Source organism: Providencia rustigianii DSM 4541, from assembly GCF_000156395.1.
Classification (GTDB): Bacteria; Pseudomonadota; Gammaproteobacteria; order Enterobacterales; family Enterobacteriaceae; genus Providencia; species Providencia rustigianii.
This window is the reverse complement of record NZ_GG703819.1, coordinates 790,673-815,158: the sequence shown is the minus strand read 5'-3', so window position 1 is coordinate 815,158 and position 24,486 is coordinate 790,673. Positions and strand designations below refer to the sequence as shown.

Sequence of the window (24,486 nt, the reverse complement as noted above, 5' to 3'; positions counted from 1 at the left end):
TGGGGGAGTATGCCATTAATAACTAAAGAAATGAAACCAAAAAAAAGCCGCTTATAAAAAGCGGCTACCGGAGGTGTAACAAAATAAATTTAAAAAATTGACTGGATGACCATATTGATAAAAAAACCACCTAAAATCAGCCAGACAAACAAAATCAGTGCCATCAACAGTGGTTTAATACCTGCTTGCCTGATCGCACTAACGTGGGTTGTTAGACCTAACGCGACCATTGCCATTGCTAACAATATGGTGTCTAAAACAATGACTTGTTTAACAATTTCCACAGGTAATAAATTAAATGAATTAAACGCCGCCACTAAAATGAAAATCACCGCAAACCAAGGGATCGTGATTTTACTTTTTTGAGCACCATCTTGAGTATTTGCAGCAGTTTTACGGCTAATGAACGCAGATAAGATGATTAAAAATGGCGCTAACATCATTACGCGTAACATTTTTGCGATAACAGATGCATTTTCTGCATCTGGACCAATAGTATGTCCCGCAGCAACCACTTGAGCAACTTCATGCACGGTTGATCCAATATAAATACCAAATGTTTCTTGAGTCATTGGGATCCAACCAAAATGTGCATTTAGCTGGTATAACCATGGGTAAACAAAAATACTGATAGTCCCGAAAATAACGACAGTGGAGACAGCAACAGCGACTTTACTTGCTGATGCTTTAACCACAGGCTCAGTTGCCATTACTGCTGCAGCCCCACAAATACTACTTCCTGCACCAATTAACATGGTTGTTTCGTCATCTAGCTTGAACACTTTTTTACCCAACCAGTACGCTAATAAAAAGGTTGTCGTTAAGGTTAGGGCATCAATAATTAATCCTGTCGCGCCAACATCGGTAATTTGTTGAAAAGTTAAACGAAACCCATACAAAATGATACCAGCGCGTAGGAAATAGTGTTTGGCAAATTTAATGCCTGCATCAGATGTCGAGCTAATAGCCGGATAGACGGTGTTTCCAACGCAGATACCGAGTAAAATGGCGAGGGTTAACGCTCCCAGCCCAACATCCATAAACCATGACTGCTCTCCAAGGTAAATCGCAATAGCGGTTAAAATCCCAGCTAAAATGATACCCGGAATGAGTTTTAGAATAGGGAGTGAATTATTTTGCATCATTGCTTTGGTTCCAGTTTTATCCATGACGACACTCTTATGATGACTTAGATTAAGTTGGAATAAGCATATAACAAAATCAATAATAATATAAATTGATTGTTTTTATATTATCTATCTATAAAACTGATTAAAAGATTCTATTGGTATATTGCTAATAAATGATTAATATTAACAATATTATTACAAATACATCATCATGCTGGAGCTTTCTGTATGCGCATAACACTGAGGCAACTTGAGGTTTTTACGGAAGTATTAAAGAGTGGCTCCACAACTCAGGCATCGCAATTACTCGCGCTATCTCAATCTGCTGTCAGTGCATCATTGACTGATTTAGAAGGGCAATTAGGTGTCCAATTATTTGACCGTGTGGGTAAACGACTCGTCACTAATGAACATGGACGACTCCTTTACCCTAAAGCATTGTCTTTATTGGAGCAGGCGTTAGAAGTTGAACAACTATTCAAGAAAGAAATGGGCGCAGTTCGCCTTGCTGCGAGTACGACGATTGGTAACTACATCTTACCTGAAATTTTAGCGGGCTATCGTTATGATCACCCTGAAATTCCATTGGAATTATTTATTGGTAATACCGAAGAGGTGATCAAAGGTGTTATGGAATTTCGCGCCGATGTAGGACTAATTGAAGGCGTTTGTCATAGTCCAGAGTTGATCTCGAAACCGTGGCTGAAAGATGAATTAGTGATATTTGCAGCACCTAATAACCCATTAGCCAGTAAGAATCCCTCTCTGACAGAATTGAAAAATGCACCTTGGATTTTGCGTGAAAGAGGTTCCGGAACTCGAGATGTTCTTGATCAGTTATTATTTGCCCACCTTCCCGGGTTTCATATTTTAATGGAACTAGGGAACTCTGAAGCGATTAAACATGCTGTACGTTTTGGTATGGGAATTAGCTGTTTATCTAGAAGGGTTATTGCGGAGCAGTTAGATAATGGCTCACTAGTAGAATTAGCCGTAGATGAGTTACAACTAGAGCGAACGTTATATCTGATTTATCACCGTCAGAAGCATCTTTCTAATGCAATCACTAATTTATTAGATTATTGCAACTGAACATAATAGGCCATAACGTGTTTTGCTAATAATTATAGCTGAATTATGAAGGTATCTTATAACAGCAAAGAGTTGCTTATTTCTGCCGTTTGAGTTTGTTAGAATCCCTCGCGTTATTGACTGAAAATAAAAACAGGGAACAGATGGCTGAACAACATACCAATACATCCATGGGTGGCGCGCCGAGATTACGTCGTGAACTAAAAGCCCGTCACCTTGCCATGATTGCAATTGGCGGCTCCATCGGGACTGGATTATTTGTTGCATCCGGTGCAACAGTGGCTCAAGCAGGACCAGGTGGAGCACTTCTTTCTTATGCCATTATTGGTTTAATGGTTTATTTCCTGATGACCAGTTTAGGTGAATTAGCTGCCTATATGCCGGTTTCAGGTTCATTCGCAACATATGGTGCTAAGTATGTTGATGAAGGTTTTGGTTTCGCATTAGGCTGGAACTACTGGTACAACTGGGCAGTCACTATCGCGGTTGACCTTGTTGCTGCACAGTTAGTTATGACCTATTGGTTTCCTGATACCCCAGGCTGGATCTGGAGTGCCATTTTCCTCGCCATCATTTTCTTATTGAATTACATTTCTGTGAAAGGTTTTGGTGAAGCAGAATATTGGTTCTCTTTAATCAAAGTAACCACAGTTATTGTGTTTATTATTGTGGGTGTCATGATGATTTTTGGCATCATGAATGGTGCTGAAAATGCAGGTTGGCATAATTGGGAAATTGGTGATGCACCATTTGCTGGTGGCTTCTCTGCGATGATCGGTGTCGCCATGATTGTCGGATTCTCTTTCCAAGGTACTGAGTTAATTGGTATTGCTGCGGGTGAATCACAAGATCCTGCCAAAAATATCCCTAAAGCAGTGCGTAAAGTATTCTGGCGTATTCTGTTATTTTACATCTTAGCGATTCTGATTATTAGCTTGATTATTCCTTATACGGATCCAAGCTTGTTACGTAATGATGTTAAAGATATCAGTGTTAGTCCATTTACTTTAGTATTCCAAAATGCGGGCTTATTATCAGCAGCGGCGGTGATGAATGCGGTTATTTTGACGGCAGTACTGTCTGCGGGGAACTCGGGAATGTACGCCTCTACGCGTATGTTATATACCTTAGCTCGTGAAGGTAAAGCGCCGAAAATATTTGCTCGCTTATCTAAAGGTGGCGTGCCTCGCTATGCTTTACTCGCAACAACAGTTGTCGCAGGGTTATGTTTCTTAAGCTCAATGTTTGGTAATCAAACAGTCTACTTGTGGCTTTTAAACACATCAGGTATGACGGGTTTCATTGCTTGGTTAGGGATTGCGATTAGTCATTATCGATTCAGAAGAGGCTATATTGCTCAAGGTAAAGATTTAAATGATTTACCTTACCGTTCAGGCTTCTTCCCTGTTGGACCTATCTTTGCTTTTGTTTTGTGTTTAATTATTACATTAGGCCAAAACTATCAAGCATTCTTAGAAGATAAGATTGATTGGGTAGGCGTAACTGCCACCTATATTGGTATTCCACTATTTTTAGCGATTTGGTTTGGCTATAAAATTGTAAGAAAAACATCAGTTGTTCGCTATAAAGATATGAGTTTCCCTTCTTATCGAGAAAATCTAGAGAAGTAAAGAATTCTCGCTAAACTGAAATGTATAAAGCGCCTTATATAGGCGCTTTTTTTATACCCCGAATATCCTGCCTAAAACATAAGAAATTAGATGCGCATCCCATAAATACGTTATCAAAAGAAATGAATTGATCAATAATGCTATTGATAAGTATTCTTATTTACTTTATTGTTAGCGCCTGCAAATGAGAGTCAGTTACTTATTGGGTTTTGGAATAGCTCTCAAGCTATAAATCCACAATAAGTTTAATGATTTACATAATAAAAACTACAGACCTCTATGGTTCGTTGAACCTGATGCTGAGCATAGAAAATTCATAGTTAAAAGAAAAAATCTCATGGAGAATCGGGAATGGTTGTTTTTACTAAAAGAAAAATAGCGGTCAGTATTATTGCGGCTATTAGCGTGGCACCTGCATTTGCTGATGACAGCAAAGATAAAATTTATGTTACAACAGCAGCTGGATATCAGCAAAAAATTGAAGATGCTCCCGCATCAATTTCTGTAGTGACCCGTGAGCAACTAGAAAATAAAGCTTACCGTGATGTTACTGATGCGTTGAAAGATGTTCCAGGTGTTTTAGTGACTGGCGGTGGTAGCAGCTCAGATATTAGTATCCGAGGCATGGATGCTAAATACACTATGATCCTTATCGATGGTAAACGTGTTGATACCCGTAGTATTCGTCCTAACAGTGATGGCTCAGGTATTGAACAAGGATGGTTACCGCCACTACCTGCTATTGAGCGTATTGAAGTCGTTCGTGGCCCTATGTCGTCTCTGTATGGTTCTGATGCCATGGGTGGGGTTATCAACATTATTACCCGTCGTGTTCAACAAGAATGGACGACCAGCCTACGTGCGGATACCACAATCACGGAGCGTAAGAATTCAGGTAATACAGGGCAAGGGAGCTTTTATACCTCGGGACCATTAGTGGATGGATTACTGGGTATGAAGCTACAAGGTCAATATTCACATCGTAGTGAAGATAAAATTATTGATGGCTTTGGTCGCCAGATAATGACGAGTGGTGGAGGAACTCTATCATTCACGCCAAATGAGCAGAATGCATTTGATTTAGATTTCAAAAAAGATAACCAGCATCGTGATTATAGAGAGGGTTACACGGCTGAACGTGGTGATGGTAGCGAATTTAACAAGTATGATATGACTCACGCAGCCCTAACACATACTGGTATTTATGATATTGCGTCCACTGATACATATCTTCAATATGATGAAGCAAAAAACCCGGGCCGCAAAATGACGTCAGAAGATTTAATCTTCCGTAATCAAAGTGTTTTTTTACTGGGTGACCACAGTTTAAGTCTCGGTGGACAGTATCGTAAAGAAAAACTCAAAGACCAGAGTAATAAAATCCCTGGAAATAGTGAGTTAGATAGATATAGCTGGGCATTATTTGCAGAAGATGAATGGTTAATTACCAATGATTTTGCATTAACTGGCGGCTTACGCATGGATAATGATGAAAACTATGGTACTCATTGGACTCCTCGTATGTATGGCGTTTGGCATGCTGATGAACAATGGACGATTAAAGGTGGGGTATCTACAGGTTATAAAGCACCAAGCCTGCGTGAATCATCTGCAAACTGGGGACAAGCTACGGGGGGCGCCAAAGGAAATGCAATCATTTACGGTAACCCAGATCTGAAACCAGAAAAAAGTGTCACCGAAGAGATTGGCGTTATCTGGAATAATCAAGATAATTTAACTGCTGGCGTTACTATATACAATACTGATTTCAAAGATAAAATTACAGAAATCAGACGTTGTGATAACAGCATTGATACCATTAGAGATTGTACTTTAGCGGATGGTGAGGGGAATATTCCTAATAAACCATATCGTTTCGTCAGCGATAAAGCCAACGTTGATAAAGCGAGAATGCAAGGTGTTGAAGTGACCTTCAATTGGGGGATCCTTGATAACCTAGAGTTTGCGACAAACTATACATATACACACACAGAACAGAAAAGTGGTGTGAATAAAGGTAAGCCTTTAAGCAAACAGCCAAAGCATATGGTTAACTCAACGTTGACTTGGGATACGACAGAAGATTTACAAACCTGGACTCGTATGAATTTCCGTAGTGAAACGTCGGATTATCAAGGTCGTGGTCAGCAAATGGCAAAAGGAACACCATCCTATGCATTATTTGACTTAGGTGCGAGCTATAAGCTAAGCAAAAATGCAAATATTGTTGGTGGAGTATATAACCTTTTAGATCGCCGAATAGATAATGAAACTTACGGTGCAGAATTAGAAGGTCGCCGTTATAACGTAGGCATCAACTATAACTTCTAATACTAATTAGCGATTTTTGTTAATTGAGCCCTTTGGTGAATAGCCAAAGGGTTTTTTTGTACTATGATTTAGACATCAAACGATTATTCAGATATCTACTCATAGAAAGAAAGATCAAAAAGCCGCAATCTACTTGTCTCTGATTTCTCTGATAGGAAAGGAAATGTCTAAATTTAGAAGCTACCTACGAGTTTGGTGTATTGGATTACTCATTTTTATCGGCAGCATCCCTTCAACAATGGCAGGAGATCCTGGGCCTTATCGATTAGTCTTTTTGGACATCTCAGAGTCACCGTATCAGGATGGACAAAAACTACTTATCGAATTGCGTAAGTTAGAGCGACTATCATCGGTACAAGACGGTTGCTTTATATGCAATGGTATTGATGATGGAGAGTCAGAGGTGGAGGTTTTATATCTTTACTCAATCCCTGTAGGGTTATCTGTCGATGAATTACGCAAAGCAGTTAATGGTGACGATATTTCGAGAAATAAAATGCAAACGGTCCTTCGTGATTTTAAAGACCAATATGATTTCGGCGTTGATGGTCTTTTGATTTATAAACATGAGGAAGGTAAGGTCACTATTTATACCATGGATAACAAAGTTGGCTCGAAATTATTACCAGAAAGCAAATCGGTGAAAAGTAAGCTTCTACATTCGAGTTTGGATATGTTACTTGAAAAATCCGCCAATAAATTAGATCGCCCTGTTTGAAACTTATTTGTATTAAATTAAAGGGTTTTTGATATGAATTTATAGGAAATAGTAACTTTATTAGTAATGCGGACAAAAAGGGTAAATTCATCAAAAACTCTCATAGGAAATAGGGTGTTTAATTAACAAATTAGCTTGCTATTTCTAGACGTGACGTGCAAAATGCGCGGACAAAAAATTGACTGATGCTCGATAAAAACGGCATCGGTTTTTTTGCTTTTTAGGGTTCATTCATTTTAATGGGGCCGGATATTAGGCCGGATAGATAAATATTTACGTGTAGCTAACACAGAATGCTACCGATTTGAGGAATGCTTTTATGGCTTACTTTTTTGCTCTCGCAGCAGGACCAAGCGGTCGTCGCTGCCGCATCGATGACTACGGGGCAAGCAGCTTTGCACACCCGACTTTCTTCCTCTCATCCTTTTTCTCTGCTTATAGACAGATGCAAAGTCTTCCCAGTAACTGTAGATTAAGTCGAAGTCGGGCTCAATCTAAAGTTATGGGAGGGCATTGCCATGCAAAATAATTCTGTACCTTTAGATATCGGCCACAACCAAACTGGTGCGAATAACCGAGTCCAACTTGCGAAGACATTAACCCTTGTACAAGTGGTGATGATCGGTATTGCGTATATCCAGCCAATGACTATTTTCGATACATTCGGAATGGTATCGGATAAAACGGGTGGTCACGTCCCGACTTCATACATTATTGCACTCGCTGCAATACTGTTTACTGCTCTGAGCTACGGTAAGCTGGTGAAACGCTTCCCATCTGCCGGTTCAGCGTATACTTATGCCCAAAAATCAATGAGTCCGCATATTGGTTTCCTTGTGGGTTGGACATCTTTGCTGTCCTATATTTTCATGCCAATGATCAATATCTTATTGGCAAAGATTTATTTACAAGACATTTTTCCAAATGTTGAACCTGCGATTTTTGTTGTTGGTTTAGTGATCTTAATGACTGCTGCAAACCTACGCGGTATCAACGTTATTGCTAACTTAAGTACCGTTATCGCAATTATTCAAATTGGGGTAATGGCGGTCTTTACAGGATTAGTTATTCACGGTGTTTCAAATGGTGAAGGCTCGGGGGAGATCTGGTCTTTTAATCCATTTGCAAACGAAAAAACAGAATTGGTCCCTTTAATTGCAGGGGCAACAATTCTTTGCTTCTCATTCTTAGGTTTTGACGGATTGAGTTCATTGTCTGAAGAAACGCCAAATGCGGGTAAAGTTATTCCGCGTGCTATTTTCCTAACAGCACTGATTGGCGGGGTTATCTTTATTACCGTTTCGTTCTTCTTGCAGCAATTTTTCCCAGACGTCTCACGTTTTGCGAATATTAATGAGACTCAGCCAGATATCATGAGATTTGTTGCGGGATCGTTCTTCCAAGCAATCATTCTTGTTTTCTCATGTGTGACTGTATTGGCCTCTGGCATGGCAGCTCACGCGGGTAGTGCACGACTGATGTATGTTATGGGGCGTGATGGCGTATTCCCTGAAAAAGTCTTTGGTTATGTCAGTCCAAAATGGCGTACTCCAGCTTATAATGTACTGTTAGTCGGCTTCTTAGCGTTAGGCGCTATTTGGTTTGAGATGGACTTTGCAACGGCATTAATTAACTTTGGTGCATTGATAGCCTTCACCTTTGTGAATATTTCCGTCATTAGTCAGTTCTTTATTCGTGAGCGCCGTATGCAAGGCTTTAAGAATATCGTCAACTATCTGATATTACCGATTATCGGAACACTGACGGTTTGTGTGCTGTGGTTGAATATTGAAGAAGACTCAATGGTGTATGGGCTGATTTGGACGGTTGTAGGATTGGTGTATATGGCTATTCTTACACGGATGTTTCGTAGGCCGATGCCGCAGATGAGCGACGTCTAGATATATTCTTCATATTTCGCGCCGTAGCGTTGTTGGCTGCACGCGCTAGCCCTAGTCACATACTTTATGTATGCTCCTAGGGTCTAGCTTGCTTGCCGCCTAGCTACAACACGAATTATTTTGAATAGATGTCAGCATCAGGATAATTGAACTGCAAACTGCAACTGTAAATTGATGACTGATAAAACAGCGCCTTTGGGCGCTGTTTTTGTTTTCAGTAGGGTATTAATAATTTCTTAACATATTAATCTTATGTGATATTGTGGATGGGTTTAATGACAAGACCCTGACAGGAAGGCATGTAATGAATGATGTGAAAAATCCTGAGAACCAACGACTATTACTCACACTCAGGAACATTGTTGGCAAAAAAAATATCCTCACCGAACCCCATAAAACAGAACGCTATCGGAAAGGTTTTCGTTCCGGCGTGGGAGATGCTATTGCCGTTGTATTTCCCACAACGTTATTAGAACAATGGTATGTATTTAAAGCCTGTGTTGAAGCTGACAAAATTGTCATCATGCAAGCCGCAAACACTGGTCTCACCGAAGGCTCTACACCAAGCGGCTATGATTATGATCGTGATATCGTGATTATTAGCACTTTACGCCTTAACCAAATTCAAGTCTTACCTGAGTTGAACCAAGTGGTTGCAATGCCAGGAAGCACATTATATGACCTCGAAAAAATTCTAAAACCACTGGGTCGTGAACCCCATTCCCTTATTGGCTCCTCCTGTATTGGAGCTTCAGTCGTGGGCGGTATTTGTAATAGCTCTGGTGGTTCATTGGTACGCAGAGGTCCAGCTTATACCGAGCTGGCGCTATATGGACGAGTGAATGAAGAAGGCACCGTTGAGCTAGTTAACCACTTAGGGATTGCATTGGGTGAAACTCCAGAAGAGATCCTAACTAATTTGCAGAATCGTCACTATAGTAGCGACGATGTACAGCTGAGTAACAAACTGGCATCTGATCATGAATATGCCCAGCGTGTACGTGATGTTAATGCAGATACGCCATCACGATTTAATGCGGATGAGCGTCGATTATTTGAAGCGTCTGGGTGTGCAGGTAAGTTAGCTGTTTTTGCTGTGCGTTTAGATACGTTCCCTGCCGATAAAGCAACCCAAGTTTTTTACATTGGATCGAATAATCCAGACGTCTTGGAAGATATTCGCCGCCATATCCTGAGTGAGTTTGAAAATCTCCCAGTTGCAGGCGAGTATATGCACCGTGGTTGTTTTGATATTGCAGAAATCTACGGTAAAGACACCTTTTTAATGATAGATAAGTTTGGTACAGATAAAATGCCAACCTTTTTTACCATTAAAGGGCGAATGGATGCAGTACTGAATAAAGTTCCATTGCTTCCATCCAACTTAATCGACCGCACTATGCAGCTATTAAGTAAACTATGGCCATCCCATTTACCGCCACGCATGAAACAGTTCCGTGATAAATATGAGCACCATTTAATGCTTAAAATGGCAGGGGACGGTATTGATGAGGCAAAAGTTTGGCTGAAATCATTCTTTGCAACTGCCGATGGCGGTTATTTTGAATGCACACCGGAAGAGGGTGCTAAAGCCTTCTTACATCGTTTTGCGGCCGCGGGATCCGCAGTTCGTTACCATGCGGTACATAATAAAGATGTTGAGGATGTATTACCGTTAGATATTGCGCTAAGACGGAATGACCGAGATTGGTTTGAAAAATTACCGCCTGAAATTGAAGATATCATCGTCCATAAATTATATTGCGGACATTTTATGTGTCATGTAATGCATCAGGATTATGTGTTGAAAAAAGGGGTAAATCCTAAAGAACTGAAAGAGAAAATGTTGGCTCTTTTAGATGAAAGAGGTGCTCAGTATCCAGCTGAACATAATGTCGGGCATTTATATAAGGCTCCGATGCAATTAAAAACATTCTATAAAGAAACAGACCCAACCAATACGATGAATCCGGGACTGGGTAAAACCACGAAACGGAAACATTGGGATGGTGATTGCGGTTGTGATCATGAATAGGTGAGTATAGATTGATGGGCAGAAATTCTGCCCATTTTTAATCTAAAAACTAACTGGCGAGATCTGCGGCATAACTGACGAGCGCTTTTAGCTGCTGACAACGCTTCTCATCTTCATGATGAATATCCATTAAGAGCTGAATTTGCTGCATATATTCAGTTAAACGAGCTTCAGTAAAATAGTCACGACGATGTTGCAGCCAACGTTGTTGCTCATCATAAGATAGGGTTGCAGGGTAGTTACGCGCTTTATAGCGGAAAAATAACTCTTTCATGCGCTTATCTTCAAAGCTTAAATCTAACCCTGGTAGATTTTGGGGTGCAGTTTCACGAATGATATCCATGGTGGAACGATCGGAGGGTGAAAAGAAACCACTATAGATTTGCCTGTCAACATCATTCGATTCTTCAAATTGCTGGTCAACACTAAAAATCTCAATCAATTTATTACGAACATCTGGATTTTTACGCAATATTTCTAAATTACGCAGACATAAATCGCGATCAATTCCTGTACGTTCTGCATCGACGGTACGTAAAGTTTTTTCCGGAGCAAGAATTGGACATTTATTAATATGAACTAACTTAATTGGTACCGGAAGGGCATCACCTAATTCAGCTTTCGGTGTGTATAAGCGCTCACGCAGTTCATCCGCATTTAACGTGAGAAGCGGCGACATGTCGGCAGACAGGTCACACATAATCACTGCATTTTTATTATCTGGATGCCAAGCTAATGGTGCAACTAAGCTAACATAAGAGCGCAGTGCACCAAACATACCTGAAACATGCACCAGAGGTGTCATCTCCACAATATCGATGAGTTGACTGACTTTATTTTTATTTCGCAACTGATAAAAATAATCAAACATGCGCGGTTGGGCTTGTTTGAGTAATTTAGCCATATTGATAGTAGCTAATACATCAGACATAGCATCATGGGCATTTTCATGGGCGACGCCATTAGCTTTGGTTAAATGTTCAAGGCGTAGGCTAGGTAGCCCGTCATCATTTTCTGGCCAGTTAATTCCTTCAGGGCGCAGTGCAAAACAAGCGCGTAGAGCATCGAGTAGATCCCAACGAGAGTTTCCTTGCTGCCAGCTGTAGGCGTATGGGTCATAAAAATTACGATAAAAAATATTTCGTGTGACTTCATCATCAAAGCGAATATTGTTGTAACCCATAATACAGGTGTTGGGTGTACTAAATGACTGATGGATACGTTTAGCAAACTCGGCTTCATTTACCCCATTAGCTTGGGCAATTTGTGGGGTTATTCCGGTGATCATGACGGCTTCTGGTTGAGGCAGGTAGTCATCAGTAGGTTTGCAGTAAAATACTTCAGGTTCATCGATGATATTGAAATCTAAGTCTGTCCGCACACCCGCAAACTGTGCAGGGCGATCCAAAGCCGGATGCTTACCAAATGTTTCATAGTCATGAATAAAGAAGGTCGGCTGATTATGCTTATTTTTCAAAATGAGGTCCATCGTCGATTTAGGTGATTGGTGCAAACGCATTACGGTTTGACGCTATGGTAAACCATCTAGTGAAAAATCTAAACTTATGTGGGAGTTAGAGATTGCATTATATGGGATAGACACTGAATAAGTGATTCTTGGCCGCCATCTTCATTAGCTTCAAGCAAAGCTTGCTGTAAATAATATTTAATAAGGTTCGGTTCATTTCGTAGAAGCTCTGCGATTACATCACTGTGAAGGCGTGTCTTATCCATATTAACCTCAAAAGTAGTCTAGAGAAATTGAGTATAAAAAATAATCTGGATCAAAAAAATAGATGAATCTATACTAGCTGTAAGAATATATCTTACATGAGAACGCTTATGGCAAGAACAATGACAGTCGACCTCGGCGACGAACTTCGTGATTTTATCGATTCATTAGTGAATTCAGGGGATTACAGAACACAGAGTGAAGTCTTACGCGATGCCTTGCGTTTACTCAAGGAAAAGCAAGCGCAATCGCATGTGCAAGAATTAAAAGATCTTCTTGCTGAAGGGCTGAGCAGTGGGTCGCCAATTGCTTGGGATCAAACCAAATTCCTTCAACGGATGAAAGATAAGGTTAAAAATGAAAACGATAAATCTGACCCCAAAAGCGAATGAGGATTTAGAAGCCATTTGGAGGTATAGCCAGAAGCATTTTGGTATTAAAAAGGCTGAAGAGTATCTCATTCGGCTCACTAACAGTTTTGAGTTGTTAGCTCACCATGATATTGGTGTACAACGACGAGAATTAGGGCGAAATATATTCTCGTTGCCCGTTGAAAATCACACTGTCTTTTTTATTCCCTCCACATACTCCAAAACAGTGATCCGTGTATTGAATCAATACCAAGATGTTATGAGTAACATTAAATCAATAAAATAGCGAATGCATCTTGTAAGGTGACCATAGAAGAAGGTATTGTGTTAGGAGACAATACATTTTTAATATTGAATAGAGGATGTTAAACATGGACAACGCCAATAAACCAACTTTCCAAAATGTACTGGAATTTGTGCGTATGTTTCGCCGTAAAAATAAAATTCGCCGTGAAATAACGGATAACGAGAAGAAAATCCGTGATAACCAAAAACGTGTTTTACTTCTAGATAACCTAGGTGAATATATTAAACCTGGTATGTCCATTGATGATATTCAAGGCATTATCGCGAATATGCGCAGTGACTATGATGACCGTATCGACGATTACATCATTAAAAATGCAGAGTTATCGAAAGAACGTCGAGAAATCTCTAAAAAATTGAAAGAGATGGGTGAACTAGCTCGACCTGAATCGAAGTAATATTCGTTTTAATTTAATTTTAAAGAAGCTGATAAAATTTCAGCTTCTTTTTTAGAGAAAGAAACCTGTCAAAATTATAAAATAAGCGTCTTCACTTGCTTAATTAATGCACTTGCCAACCTCTCCATCTCTTCGTTCTCAATAAACCCCATCGTGATAGCTGCCGCAACCAATTCACCTTGTTGATTGAATATCGGGCAAGCAATAGATTGTGCTCCAGGGATCCCTTCTGTGGGTAAATAACGAATCGCGTAACCTTGCTGAATAATATGATTTAGTTCGTCATCAGAAAATGGATGAGTGGTAAATTGTTTATCAAATGCACAATAAATTAATCCTGCTGCGCTTTTATCAATGGGTAAAGGTGTATTGGGGAGAAAATCAATTTCTACATTTTTAAAGCTACGATTGTATTTTACCAAGGACAATGTTTTACCAATACGAATAGCGAGTCCCGTGGAAACATTCTGTGTGTCACGAAAATGGATCAAACTTTGGTTTATCACTTCAACAATTGACCCTTCTGTTGCAACAAAACTGGCTAAGAATGACAAATTTGGACCTAAACCATAGCGGCTGGTTTGTACATCTTGATAAAGCATTTGAGTCCGACATAACGAAACTAAATATTTATGTAAGCGGCTTTTCGATATTTCGCAGCCTTTGGAGATATCAGCCGCACGCGCAATACCACCATTTTGTGCGATGAAATTAAGAATACTTACAGCAATATCAACAGAATTAACACCTTGCAGTGTAGTCATACATAACCTCGTTTTATCTAGACCGCTGATTTTACCATGAGTTAAGAGTAGGAACTAATAACCGATATAGGGGCAAAGCACGATCACACTCATGGGTAAATTTTAGATCAAACAAGAGTAACTTTGACATGAAGCAAGTTCACTTATTATGAATGGAGTATACATATGGTGAACTAAATTTAAGGCAATGTTGAGGTTTACCATAATGAAAATTTACGATGAATTACGATTCAATCGCCGAACTTTACTCAAAGGAATGGGTGTTGTCGGCTTGGCGACGATAGCACCGAGCTCATTTGTACAAGCCAATAATAATCAGCCTTTACCCAAAGTGCGATTAAAGCTATCGGACTATAAAACGTTTCGTTCAACTTGTGCTATGGAGTGTTTACATTGCAACCTTACCGCCTATACCTATCAAGGTAAGCTGATGAAAATACAAGCGACTGAAGGTTTTAACGTGAAGTGTTGCTTACGAGGAATGAGCAGAACTAAATGGGTATACCATACAGAACGGGTGACGACACCATTACTCAGAGTTGGTGAGAAAGGTAAAGCTGAGTTCAAACCAATTTCATGGGATGAAGCATTGGATTTGATTGAGAAAAATATCCGAGAAACTATTGATAAATATGGTAATGAAGGCTTATTTATTTCGACCCATGCAGGAAATATGGACTCGATTAAAAATGATATGGGTAAGGCATTTTTTGATTACCTCGGAGGTGCTACAAAACAGGCAGGTTCACTGTGCTGTTCGGCGGTTACCGCCGCCATGATCCCCATGTTGGGACTGCGTTATGCGGATACGCGAGATACGATTGCAGATAGTCGTTATATTCTCTGTTGGGGAAATAACCCCGCAGTGACGATGCAAGCCTATTTTAAAAATTATAATCAGGCGCGTAAAAATGGCGCACGACTGGTTGTTATCGACCCACGATTTAATGAAACTGCGGCAAAAGCAGATGAATGGGTACCTATCATTCCAGGAACGGATACCGCACTCGCGTTAGGCATGATAAAAATCATTATTGAAGAGAATCGAATTGATGAGAGTTTTTTACGGGCGCATACCGGAGCTGTCTATCTTGTCGATAAGGATCAACATCAAATTAGAGAGGATGATAGCGATAAGGACAGTTATTTGGTCTTTGATATGATAAGTCAAAAGCCAGCCCGCCATGATCTTGCGGGTATTCAACCCGCACTACATCAAAGTGAATTGCCTGAAAATGCCGGATTCACAACTGTTTTTGAACAAATTTATCAGCAAGCGAAAGGATGGGATACTCAGCGAGTATCTAAGGAAACGGACGTTCCGGTTGAAACTATTGTACGCCTTGCTCGGGACTATTCATCGTTAACCCCATCGATGATTGTACAAAATATGTCTGGCGCTCAGCGTACAGAATATGGCACTTATGTCGCTGCTAGCCAGTTTTACCTCGCACTGTTGACAGGAAATATAGGTAAACGTGGAGCGGGTGTCTGTGATGCTGGTGGTGCTCGTCAGATGGCAAAATTTAATGCCATTGTCCCTCCAGCTCCAAATGCTAAAAATATTCCACCGATCCCTGTATCTAAGGTCGGCGAGTACATTGTTAATGATCAGCCACATCCAATTAATTTTTGGTGGATTATGACAATGGGGGTGATGACGCAATTACCGAATACGAACAAAGTCCGTGAGGCTCTCAAAAAAGTTCCGTTTGTTGTTGTTGCCGATAATTTAATGAGCTCAACGGCATTGTATGCAGACCTAGTCTTACCCGTAACGACAATCTTTGAAGATACTAGCTTGATGGCGGGGGTACGTAGCCAATATGTACAGTTGATGGAGAAAGCTGTCGAACCCGTAGGCGAAGCAAAACCAGATTATTGGATTTTCGCACAATTAGCAGAGCGTTTTGGCTTTGGCGATGTATTTAATAAACCCATTGAACACTATATTGATACCTGTTTAGAAGGCTCGGGTATTACTCGCGAAATGTTAGCTAAAGGTCCCGTTCGCCCAGTAGAGGGTGACTGGATCCCATTCAAAGATGGCGTATTTAGGACATCCACAAAAAAAGCCCACTTTTTTATTGAAGAGTGGCAAAAGAAAAAGTTTTCTCCCGTCGTTTCTTACTATCAGGTGACTGAATCAGTGCAAGGTTCCCCTGAGCTTGCTAAAAAATACCCATTAATGGCCGTGCAACGAAAGTTGGCTCGTAGCGTCCACTCTAGCCATGGCATGAATGAATGGATTCTAGAAATACATCGTAACCAACCTAATGTCTTGATCCATCCAGAAGATGCGGGAGAGCGAGGTATCAGAGATGGGGAATGGGCTATTGCGTTCAATAACCGCGGTGAACATCGAGCGATTGCAGTTGTGACCACGCATATCAAAAAGGGAGTTATTTCTCTAGATAATGGTTGGTGGGAACAGCAAGGAGGAAGCAGCAGCCACGTGACTAATGACCAAGTTGAGCATTTAGGTACTGGGCATTGTTGTAACAGTACCTTGGTTGATGTGAGAAGGGAGGCATAGTTATGGTAAAGCAATATGGTTTTTTAATTAATACGAAGGATTGTTATGGCTGCCGAACTTGCTCCATGGCATGTAAATCAGAAAATGTAACCCCTCCGGGAGTATTGTGGCGTCGAGTTCGAGAATTTAACGGTGACTCACCCAATACACAGGCATTTATCACGATGTCATGTAATCACTGTGATGACCCTCAATGCTTAAAAGTCTGTCCTGCGAATACTTACTCGAAGCGTGCTGATGGCATCGTTGTTCAAGACCATGAAAAGTGTATTGGATGCCAAATGTGTATCATGGCATGCCCATATCATGCACCCGTATTTGACCCTGCTGAAGGCAAAACCAGCAAGTGTAATATGTGCGCAGAACGGCTTGATGAGGGGTTATTGCCAAGGTGTGTAGAGTCTTGCCCTACAGGTGCCATCGAATTTGGTGATATCAATGAATTACGCAAGAAGCACACCACTAACTGGAGCGTATTGGAACAGAGTTACAACATGCCTGACCACACGATAAGCAACCCGAATATTGTCATCATTGGCATGGAGGACTAATCATGGATATTAAACATATGGAACTCCCGCTGGTGTTTTTTACAGTGATGAGTCAGTGGGGGATCGGTGCTGTTTTCGCATTAACTATTTACCAAATGAAAGCAAGTAAAGAGAACTTATTATCAGGTTCTGTACTACGCCGTGTCGTATTATTGATTTGGTTGATTGAAGTGATTGGCTCATCGATGTCAATGGGGCATTTAGGGGTTCCGTTAGAGGCATATCGCTCAGTTCTTGGATTAGGTCACTCTTGGTTGAGCCGTGAAGCGGTGACATTTGTATTATTAAACGGCGTAGTGACTCTTTGGGCGCTATCATGTTGGCTATCTCCTCAAGTCACTGTACGTAATCAGTTACTCGGCTGGTTAAGTGCTATTGGTGGTATTGCTGCTATTTTTGTGACAGCACAAGTTTATTATCAAATGATTGCTCATCCGTTATGGCATACCTCAGCGACACAAATCGCGTTCATTGGTAGTGCAATAGTACTGGGTTTTAGTCTCGTTACTTTATTCATTATTGGACAAGGAAAACCCGTTCCATCAGTTATCAAAATTGGTGTACTGATAGGAGTTGCATTGGTATTGGGGGCACAAATCATCCGCTTACAATTACCGGCAAGCCAAGGAGGAAGTTATTTGCTTTGGTGGCAGGTGGTGGTGAGTATGTTATTGCCTTGTATCGTGGTTATGAAAGGATATAAGGAGAAACAGCCCTCAGCGATTGTTATAGCATTGGTGATGCTACTTATATCTAGTGGTGAATTAGCGGGAAGGGCTCTATTTTATGGAAGCGTTATGATACAGGCACCTTGGTTTTAAATTTTTCAAATATTAACTTTAATCGTAAAAAGCCTTGATGGTTTCCCATCAAGGCTTTCATTTACCAGTTATCTAAGCATTAGACGTTGGCTGGTTTTGCCATTTCTGATGTTGCAACATTGGCAGCGACATGACCACCTGCACCTTTAGATTCAAAAGTGGATGGCTCACGTTGATACTCTTTAATTTCAAAATCTGAAGCAACTACAGCTGGAGCTGGTGCTTTAGTCATTGGTGAGTATGCATGACATTTATGTAAGCTTGCGGCTTTACTTGTTGCTTCTTCCTCCGCAGCCATAATTGGAGCGTCAACTACGGTGTCAGAAATTACAGTTTCTGTTACAACATTGTCTTCCGCTACAGTTTCTGTAACGGTAGTTTCTACGACGACAGGCTCAACATCAGTACTAATACTTTCGATTGTTGCTGGTGCTTCGATTACAACCTCAACAGGCGCTTCAACCACAGTTTCTACAGCTACATTGATTTCTTCAACGGTAGTTTCAACCACAGATTGAGGTGCTTCAATATCGGTTGTTACAGCATCAACATTAGTTTGTTGAACTTGCTCAACATGAGATTCAATAATTTGTATTGGCTCTTGTTTAACAACTTCAGTAACTGACTGAACAATAGCTAATTGATTTTGGCTATTATTTTGCTGCTCAAGCATTTCTTCATTTGTCATGATCTGCATATTTTCTTGCTGAGGAAGAATCACAGGATAACGAATGAAGACTTTACCTGATGCTAATTCAGGTGAAGCAACCGCTGCAAATAATGGCATTGGTGACTTGGTCAGATGACGCTCATCACGGTAGCGACGACGGCGTTGACCGCTTACACGTAAGTGGCGCGGCGAACGACGTGAACGACGAGGGATAATCGTATCCTGCTTCTCATCATCAGTTAATTGCTCATGAGGAGTCGTCAGGTTTTCATTGTCATTCAACTCAACGAAATCTTGATTTTTCTCTACATTAACTGTTGCTACAGGTAATGCGGCGACTGGAGCTGCAGATTTATCTTCAACAACTGGAGTACTTGCTTGTTGATCATTATCAGTAACACGGATTTTCTGTGTTAATTGACGACGTTGGCGACGAGGAGCGACTGGACGTTGCTCTTCTTCATCCTTATCTTTTGCTACAGTTGCATCAAGATTATTTTGCTGAGTATCTTCTTGAGTCTTCGCTACTTGTTGCTGACGTTTCTCATCTTGGCGACGACGGCGGTCTGCGCGTTGGTCACGACGCTGTGGAGCTTCACGTGTTGAGCTATCAGTTGCTTGCTCTTCAACAGGATTTGCATTTTTATTATTGCGATCCTTATTGCGGTTTGCAGCATCATCGGATTGCGCATTGCGGTTATTACGATTATTACGATTATCGCGGTTATCACGATTTTCATAATTATCATCACGGTCACGGCGGTTATTATTGCGACGATTATTGTTACGGCGATCATTGCCATTACGATCGTTATTGCGGCGACGGTCGTTATTTTGACGGCTTTTTTGAGCTGGTTGCTCAACAACTTTTTCTTCTTCAGCAAATAAACCTTTAAAGAAAGCTGCAATTTTACTAAATAACCCGACTTTTGGCAGGGCATCAACTTTAGCACTCGTTGGTGCTTTAGCTGGAGCTTCCTTCGGTTTCAGTGCTGGCATCTCAACAGGTTCTTGTAATGCAAATGCAGAAATAGCCGGTTGCTCAGGTGCTTTGCGTTCTGAAGATGATGGTTCATCGGCATGTGCTAAGGTTTCAGTTTCATGATACTGGGCTAAGTTATAGCTCAGAGTACTGATCTCTTCACCTTTACGAATACGGATCACATGGAAATGCGGTGTTTGCATCTGATCATTAGGAACAATAACGACGCGGACATTACGCTGACGCTGTTCAATATCAGTCACTGCTTGACGCTTTTCGTTCAGAAGGTATGACGCAATTTGTACAGGTACAATCGCATGGACTTCATGGGTATTCTCTTTCAGTGCTTCTTCTTCGATTAAACGTAGAACAGAAAGAGACAGTGACTCATTATCACGAATAGTTCCAGTACCGGTACAACGCGGGCAAACGTGATGGCTTGACTCACCCAGAGAAGGGCTCAAACGCTGACGGGACATTTCCAACAGACCAAATCGTGAGATGCGAGCGATTTGGATACGCGCACGGTCTTGACGCACAGCTTCACGTAAGCGGTTTTCGACTTCTCGTTGGTGACGAACAGGGGTCATATCGATAAAGTCGATAACAATTAGACCGCCTAGGTCACGCAGACGTAATTGACGAGCAATCTCATCAGCCGCTTCTAGGTTAGTATTAAATGCCGTTTCTTCGATATCTCCGCCACGTGTTGAACGAGAGGAGTTAATATCGATAGCAGTTAATGCTTCAGTTGTATCGATAACTAACGCACCACCTGAAGGTAAACGGACTTCACGTTGGAACGCTGATTCAATTTGAGATTCAATCTGGTAATGGCTGAATAAAGGCACATCACCACTGTAGTGTTTAATTTTGCTAGCAAAATCGCCACGACCAATGGATTCAATATGATTACGAGCCATTTCCACTACTTTTGGGTTATCGATGAGGATTTCACCAATATCTGGACGCAGATAGTCGCGGAATGCACGAACGATAACGTTACTTTCTTGGTGGATTAAGAAAGGCGCAGGGCGGTTTTCAGCCGCTTTTTGAATCGCTTCCCAGTGGCGTAAGCGATACAGCAAATCTTGTTGTAGGGATTCAGCCGATTTACCAACCCCAGCAGTACGAACAATTAAGCCCATACCGTCTGGAATTTCTAAACAGGATAAAGCTTCTTTTAATTCAGTACGATCTTCACCTTCAATACGACGAGAAATACCGCCGGCACGAGGGTTGTTTGGCATTAATACTAAGTAGCTACCAGCCAAACTAATAAAGGTCGTTAATGCAGCACCTTTATTACCACGTTCTTCTTTATCAACCTGAACGATAACTTCTTGGCCTTCTTTCAACACATCTTTGATGTTGGGACGGCCTTGAGAGTGATAGTTACTAGGGAAGTATTCGCGAGCGATTTCTTTGATAGGAAGGAAACCATGTCTTTCAGCGCCATAATCAACAAATGCAGCTTCTAGACTTGGCTCAATACGGGTAATTTTACCTTTATAAATATTCGCCTTTTTTTGCTCATGACCTGGGCTTTCGATATCCAAATCATAGAGTCGTTGCCCATCGACTAGGGCAACACGCAACTCTTCCTGTTGAGTTGCGTTTATTAGCATTCTTTTCATGTTATTACTTACTCATTATTTTTAAATATAAAGAGCAGCGAAAGAAAGAGCTACTGTAAACCGATGGCCTCATGATTTTTACAAAACCGTCTGCCTCTCGGCAGTCGTTCGTATAGAGACGCGCAATATTCGGTGAACCTGATTTTTAGATTAAAAATTCAGCGTTCTTAATCAGGATGCCGTAATTATCGTATAAAACGGAAGGTCCTAACCCAATAAGCCAAAATTCGTTGCTCGCTAAATTATCTGATTTTGTTAGATGTCTTACGCCATTGCTGCATCAGTCCGCCATCAAATAACAAATTTCTACTGCATTATGACTAACTTTGTATTCTGCTAGCTAGAAATAACTATAGCTGAAAGTGAATAAATCACTACGACTATGATAACAGTGCCAATTTTCGTTTTTTAAACATCTTGGCGTTGCTTATTATTCCATTGCCAAGTGCATTATAGCAAGTGTAACGTAAGTTATATGGAAATTTTATCAAGAAATTGGGTTGATTATGCAGAAATTGACCAATTTAAAAAAAATGATAAAAAAAATCGCGAAATCGGTATGATAGATAACATAAGAGAGACCGTATATTAATCAATCAGAGTTAGCGCATTCCCGAATGAAAACAGAAAACCAAGTTCAATTTATTGATATTAGTGATGATGAAGCAGGGCAACGTATTGACAACTTCCTATTGGGCAAGCTGAAAGGCGTTCCTAAAAGTATGATTTATCGAATCATCCGCAAGGGAGAAGTCCGCGTTAATAAAGGCCGCATTAAACCTGAGTATAAATTACAAGCCAATGACCAAGTCAGGGTTCCTCCGGTACGTGTCGCTGAGCGTGAAAATGCCCCTATTTCAGCTAAATTGGATAAAGTCGCGGCACTTGCGGACTGTATTCTATATGAAGATGAATCCATTTTAGTGATAAATAAACCATCGGGTACTGCGGTACACGGGGGGAGTGGCTTGAGTTTTGGTGTTATTGAAGGGTTACGTGCTTTGCGTCCTGAAGCGCGTTTCTTGGAATTAGTACATCGATTAGACCGAGATACGTCAGGAATATTACTCGTTGCTAAAAAACGTTCAGCTTTGCGCGCATTGCATGAACAATTACGTTTAAAACAGATGCAAAAAGATTATTTGGCATTGGTGCGTGGTAATTGGCAATCACATATGAAAGTGGTTCAAGCACCGTTGCTGAAAAATATTTTACAAAGTGGCGAGCGAATTGTCAGAGTGAATAGCGAAGGCAAACCATCAGAGACGCGGTTTAAGGTGGAGGAACGCTTTGATAACGCAACGCTGGTAAAAGCTAGCCCAGTTACAGGGAGAACTCATCAAATTCGTGTCCATACATTGCATGCGGGTCATCCAATCGCTTTTGATGACCGCTATGGTGATAAGCAATTTGATAGTCAACTCACGGGGACAGGTTTAAAGCGCCTATTCCTTCACGCCAACGCATTAACATTTACTCACCCTAAAACTGGGGAAGAGATGCGAGTTGTTGCCCCATTGCATGAAGATTTAAATAAGTGCTTAAAAATTCTTAGGGCTAAAAAATCACAGTAATTGGTTTGGGTCGTTAGCTGGTATGGATTACCAGCTAACGTGAAAAACTAATCCAATAATGGGTTTACACCGTGTTGGCTGAGCATTTCTAGCAGTAAAATCGTTGGTAAGCCAATGAGCGTATTAGGGTCACGCCCTGATAATTTATCAAATAGGCTGACTCCTAGCCCTTCCGATTTAAAACTACCTGCACATTGGTAAGGTTCATCTTTATTCAGATAATTGGCGATCTCTTCATCTGTTAATGGTCTAAAATAAACATCAAAAGGTTCACACTGAACATTAAACTGATTTGTTGCACTATCAATTAAGCAAAGCCCAGTATAAAAAGTCACCTTTTGACCTGATGCGGCCTTGAGTTGTTTAAAGGCATTTTCAAAAGTATGTGGTTTTCCCACGATGTTATTATCAATAACACAGACTTGATCTGAGCCGATAATCAGATGTTGAGGGTACTGTTTGGTGAGTGCGTTCGCTTTTTCATGGGATAATCGCATCACGAGAGCTTGAGCTGATTCCTGTAAAATAGGGGTTTCATCAATATTAGGTGCTACGGCTAAAAAAGGAAGTCCAAGCTTCTTTAGAAGCGCTTGTCGATATTCAGAAGTTGACGCCAAAATAATAGATTTCATGATTTTTCTCGAAACTCATAGCCAAAAGGGATAACTCATTTTAAACTATATACCGCTTAACCGGCGATTTTTTGGTGAAAAGGCGAGTTTACCCCGCCTTTTTCTTTGACTATAGTTCATTACAAAGTTAATATGCGCGCCTTATGCAAAAGGTAAAATTACCCCTGACTATCGATGCGCAGCGTGCCGCTCAGAAAAACCTCGACTATGTCGGGAGTTATACACCTGAGCAAGTAACACGAATTGCCGAATCAGTAGTCAGTGTAGATAGTGATGTTGAATCCGAATTATCATTTAAAATTGATAAGCGACGTTTGACGGTAATAGAAGGGCATTCTGAATTGGATGTCACTCTACAATGCCAACGTTGCAGAAAAGATTTTAAACATCATGTCTACGTATCGTATTGTTTTAGTCCTGTCGTCAGTGACGAAAAGGCCGAAGCATTACCGGAAGAATATGAACCAGTTTATGTGAATGAATTTGGTGAAATAAATTTGCTGGGAATGTTAGAAGATGAAATAATTCTATCCTTACCAGTGGTTCCGGTTCATGATTCTGAACACTGTGAAGTGTCCGAGGCGGACATGGTATATGGCCAACTACCTCCTGAGGTAGAAAAGCCAAATCCATTTGCCGCATTAGCCAGTTTAAAGAAAAGTACTTAAGGAGTA

20 protein-coding genes are annotated in these 24,486 nt (G+C 40.8%); 15 read left to right on the top strand and 5 right to left on the bottom strand.

The features are described 5' to 3' along the window. Positions 1-89 precede the first annotated feature (89 nt). Complete coding sequence (locus PROVRUST_RS13660) at positions 90-1,169, bottom strand: YeiH family protein (RefSeq protein ID WP_006815448.1); 1,080 nt, start codon at positions 1,167-1,169, stop codon at positions 90-92. 189 nt (positions 1,170-1,358) lie between these two features. Here PROVRUST_RS13660 and yieE point away from each other — a divergent pair, with 189 nt between their 5' ends. The 7 genes from yieE (at position 1,359) to dld (ending at position 10,838) form a co-directional block, all read left to right on the top strand. Continuing rightward, a complete protein-coding gene (gene yieE, locus PROVRUST_RS13655) occupies positions 1,359-2,222 on the top strand; it encodes a DNA-binding transcriptional regulator YeiE (RefSeq protein ID WP_006815447.1) in 864 nt (287 codons plus the stop codon). 143 nt (positions 2,223-2,365) lie between these two features. Continuing rightward, complete coding sequence (locus PROVRUST_RS13650; RefSeq protein ID WP_006815446.1) at positions 2,366-3,853, top strand: amino acid permease; 1,488 nt, start codon at positions 2,366-2,368, stop codon at positions 3,851-3,853. Between the two features lie 351 nt (positions 3,854-4,204). Continuing rightward, entirely contained in the window at positions 4,205-6,184 is a 1,980-nt protein-coding gene (locus PROVRUST_RS13645) for a ligand-gated channel protein (protein WP_006815445.1), read from the top strand. 163 nt (positions 6,185-6,347) lie between these two features. Next, positions 6,348-6,902 carry a hypothetical protein gene (locus tag PROVRUST_RS13640; RefSeq protein WP_039855321.1) on the top strand — a complete coding sequence of 185 codons (555 nt, stop codon included), beginning with the start codon at positions 6,348-6,350 and terminating at the stop codon, positions 6,900-6,902. A gap of 319 nt (positions 6,903-7,221) precedes the next feature. After that, positions 7,222-7,431, top strand: coding sequence for a hypothetical protein (locus PROVRUST_RS19360; protein ID WP_071599557.1), 210 nt, complete (start codon positions 7,222-7,224; stop codon positions 7,429-7,431). Then, the gene (locus PROVRUST_RS13635; protein ID WP_006815442.1) at positions 7,421-8,803 is read left to right on the top strand and encodes an APC family permease; all 1,383 of its coding nucleotides are present in this window, start codon (positions 7,421-7,423) and stop codon (positions 8,801-8,803) included. The genes PROVRUST_RS19360 and PROVRUST_RS13635 overlap by 11 nt, the downstream gene beginning before the upstream one ends. A 304-nt stretch (positions 8,804-9,107) precedes the next feature. Then, positions 9,108-10,838: a D-lactate dehydrogenase gene (gene dld / locus PROVRUST_RS13630; protein WP_039855318.1), complete on the top strand. Its 1,731-nt coding sequence runs from the start codon at positions 9,108-9,110 to the stop codon at positions 10,836-10,838. 49 nt (positions 10,839-10,887) lie between these two features. Here dld and sbcB read toward each other — a convergent pair whose 3' ends face one another. Continuing rightward, positions 10,888-12,327 (bottom strand): exodeoxyribonuclease I, encoded by a 1,440-nt coding sequence (gene sbcB, locus PROVRUST_RS13625; protein WP_006815440.1) that lies wholly within the window; start codon positions 12,325-12,327, stop codon positions 10,888-10,890. Between the two features lie 353 nt (positions 12,328-12,680). Here sbcB and PROVRUST_RS13615 point away from each other — a divergent pair, with 353 nt between their 5' ends. The 3 genes from PROVRUST_RS13615 to tmaR all read left to right on the top strand — a co-directional run bounded on the left by PROVRUST_RS13615 (position 12,681) and on the right by tmaR (position 13,645). Next, entirely contained in the window at positions 12,681-12,962 is a 282-nt protein-coding gene (locus tag PROVRUST_RS13615) for a type II toxin-antitoxin system ParD family antitoxin (protein WP_039855315.1), read from the top strand. Continuing rightward, entirely contained in the window at positions 12,928-13,227 is a 300-nt protein-coding gene (locus PROVRUST_RS13610) for a type II toxin-antitoxin system RelE/ParE family toxin (RefSeq protein ID WP_006815437.1), read from the top strand. Before PROVRUST_RS13615 ends, PROVRUST_RS13610 begins: the two co-directional genes overlap by 35 nt. A gap of 85 nt (positions 13,228-13,312) precedes the next feature. Next, positions 13,313-13,645, top strand: coding sequence for a PTS system regulator TmaR (gene tmaR / locus PROVRUST_RS13605; RefSeq protein WP_039855311.1), 333 nt, complete (start codon positions 13,313-13,315; stop codon positions 13,643-13,645). A gap of 74 nt (positions 13,646-13,719) precedes the next feature. On the opposite strand, the gene PROVRUST_RS13600 is transcribed toward tmaR, so the two are convergent. Then, positions 13,720-14,409 (bottom strand): helix-turn-helix domain-containing protein, encoded by a 690-nt coding sequence (locus tag PROVRUST_RS13600; protein ID WP_006815435.1) that lies wholly within the window; start codon positions 14,407-14,409, stop codon positions 13,720-13,722. A gap of 205 nt (positions 14,410-14,614) precedes the next feature. On the opposite strand from PROVRUST_RS13600, the gene PROVRUST_RS13595 reads away from it, so the two are divergent. The 3 genes from PROVRUST_RS13595 to PROVRUST_RS13585 are packed head-to-tail and all read left to right on the top strand — an operon-like array spanning position 14,615 to position 18,317. Continuing rightward, positions 14,615-16,945 (top strand): molybdopterin-containing oxidoreductase family protein, encoded by a 2,331-nt coding sequence (locus PROVRUST_RS13595; RefSeq protein WP_039855308.1) that lies wholly within the window; start codon positions 14,615-14,617, stop codon positions 16,943-16,945. Positions 16,946-16,947: 2 nt separating this feature from the next. Further along, a complete protein-coding gene (locus PROVRUST_RS13590) occupies positions 16,948-17,496 on the top strand; it encodes a 4Fe-4S dicluster domain-containing protein (RefSeq protein WP_164717574.1) in 549 nt (182 codons plus the stop codon). A gap of 2 nt (positions 17,497-17,498) precedes the next feature. Further along, positions 17,499-18,317: a dimethyl sulfoxide reductase anchor subunit family protein gene (locus tag PROVRUST_RS13585; protein WP_006815432.1), complete on the top strand. Its 819-nt coding sequence runs from the start codon at positions 17,499-17,501 to the stop codon at positions 18,315-18,317. 79 nt (positions 18,318-18,396) lie between these two features. Here PROVRUST_RS13585 and rne read toward each other — a convergent pair whose 3' ends face one another. Then, positions 18,397-21,606: a ribonuclease E gene (gene rne / locus PROVRUST_RS13580; protein WP_006815431.1), complete on the bottom strand. Its 3,210-nt coding sequence runs from the start codon at positions 21,604-21,606 to the stop codon at positions 18,397-18,399. 617 nt (positions 21,607-22,223) lie between these two features. Here rne and rluC point away from each other — a divergent pair. Next, the gene (gene rluC / locus PROVRUST_RS13575) at positions 22,224-23,180 is read left to right on the top strand and encodes a 23S rRNA pseudouridine(955/2504/2580) synthase RluC (RefSeq protein WP_006815430.1); all 957 of its coding nucleotides are present in this window, start codon (positions 22,224-22,226) and stop codon (positions 23,178-23,180) included. A gap of 47 nt (positions 23,181-23,227) precedes the next feature. Here the strand turns inward: rluC and PROVRUST_RS13570 are convergent, their stop codons facing one another. Then, entirely contained in the window at positions 23,228-23,812 is a 585-nt protein-coding gene (locus tag PROVRUST_RS13570; RefSeq protein ID WP_006815429.1) for a Maf family protein, read from the bottom strand. Between the two features lie 143 nt (positions 23,813-23,955). On the opposite strand from PROVRUST_RS13570, the gene yceD reads away from it, so the two are divergent. Then, complete coding sequence (gene yceD, locus PROVRUST_RS13565) at positions 23,956-24,480, top strand: 23S rRNA accumulation protein YceD (RefSeq protein WP_006815428.1); 525 nt, start codon at positions 23,956-23,958, stop codon at positions 24,478-24,480. Positions 24,481-24,486: the final 6 nt, after the last annotated feature.

Bases quoted from the DNA above. Each gene is read 5' to 3' on its own strand.
- sbcB (WP_006815440.1), bottom strand. From the start codon at position 12,327: ATGGACCTCATTTTGAAAAATAAGCATAATCAGCCGACCTTCTTTATT.
- PROVRUST_RS13570 (WP_006815429.1), bottom strand. From the start codon at position 23,812: ATGAAATCTATTATTTTGGCGTCAACTTCTGAATATCGACAAGCGCTT.
- PROVRUST_RS13640 (WP_039855321.1), top strand. From the start codon at position 6,348: ATGTCTAAATTTAGAAGCTACCTACGAGTTTGGTGTATTGGATTACTC.
- PROVRUST_RS13615 (WP_039855315.1), top strand. From the start codon at position 12,681: ATGGCAAGAACAATGACAGTCGACCTCGGCGACGAACTTCGTGATTTT.
- PROVRUST_RS13660 (WP_006815448.1), bottom strand. From the start codon at position 1,169: ATGGATAAAACTGGAACCAAAGCAATGATGCAAAATAATTCACTCCCT.
- rluC (WP_006815430.1), top strand. From the start codon at position 22,224: ATGAAAACAGAAAACCAAGTTCAATTTATTGATATTAGTGATGATGAA.
- PROVRUST_RS13590 (WP_164717574.1), top strand. From the start codon at position 16,948: ATGGTAAAGCAATATGGTTTTTTAATTAATACGAAGGATTGTTATGGC.
- PROVRUST_RS13635 (WP_006815442.1), top strand. From the start codon at position 7,421: ATGCAAAATAATTCTGTACCTTTAGATATCGGCCACAACCAAACTGGT.
- PROVRUST_RS13585 (WP_006815432.1), top strand. From the start codon at position 17,499: ATGGATATTAAACATATGGAACTCCCGCTGGTGTTTTTTACAGTGATG.
- PROVRUST_RS13610 (WP_006815437.1), top strand. From the start codon at position 12,928: ATGAAAACGATAAATCTGACCCCAAAAGCGAATGAGGATTTAGAAGCC.
- PROVRUST_RS13600 (WP_006815435.1), bottom strand. From the start codon at position 14,409: ATGACTACACTGCAAGGTGTTAATTCTGTTGATATTGCTGTAAGTATT.
- yieE (WP_006815447.1), top strand. From the start codon at position 1,359: ATGCGCATAACACTGAGGCAACTTGAGGTTTTTACGGAAGTATTAAAG.
- PROVRUST_RS19360 (WP_071599557.1), top strand. From the start codon at position 7,222: ATGGCTTACTTTTTTGCTCTCGCAGCAGGACCAAGCGGTCGTCGCTGC.
- rne (WP_006815431.1), bottom strand. From the start codon at position 21,606: ATGAAAAGAATGCTAATAAACGCAACTCAACAGGAAGAGTTGCGTGTT.
- dld (WP_039855318.1), top strand. From the start codon at position 9,108: ATGAATGATGTGAAAAATCCTGAGAACCAACGACTATTACTCACACTC.
- PROVRUST_RS13650 (WP_006815446.1), top strand. From the start codon at position 2,366: ATGGCTGAACAACATACCAATACATCCATGGGTGGCGCGCCGAGATTA.
- PROVRUST_RS13595 (WP_039855308.1), top strand. From the start codon at position 14,615: ATGAAAATTTACGATGAATTACGATTCAATCGCCGAACTTTACTCAAA.
- tmaR (WP_039855311.1), top strand. From the start codon at position 13,313: ATGGACAACGCCAATAAACCAACTTTCCAAAATGTACTGGAATTTGTG.
- PROVRUST_RS13645 (WP_006815445.1), top strand. From the start codon at position 4,205: ATGGTTGTTTTTACTAAAAGAAAAATAGCGGTCAGTATTATTGCGGCT.
- yceD (WP_006815428.1), top strand. From the start codon at position 23,956: ATGCAAAAGGTAAAATTACCCCTGACTATCGATGCGCAGCGTGCCGCT.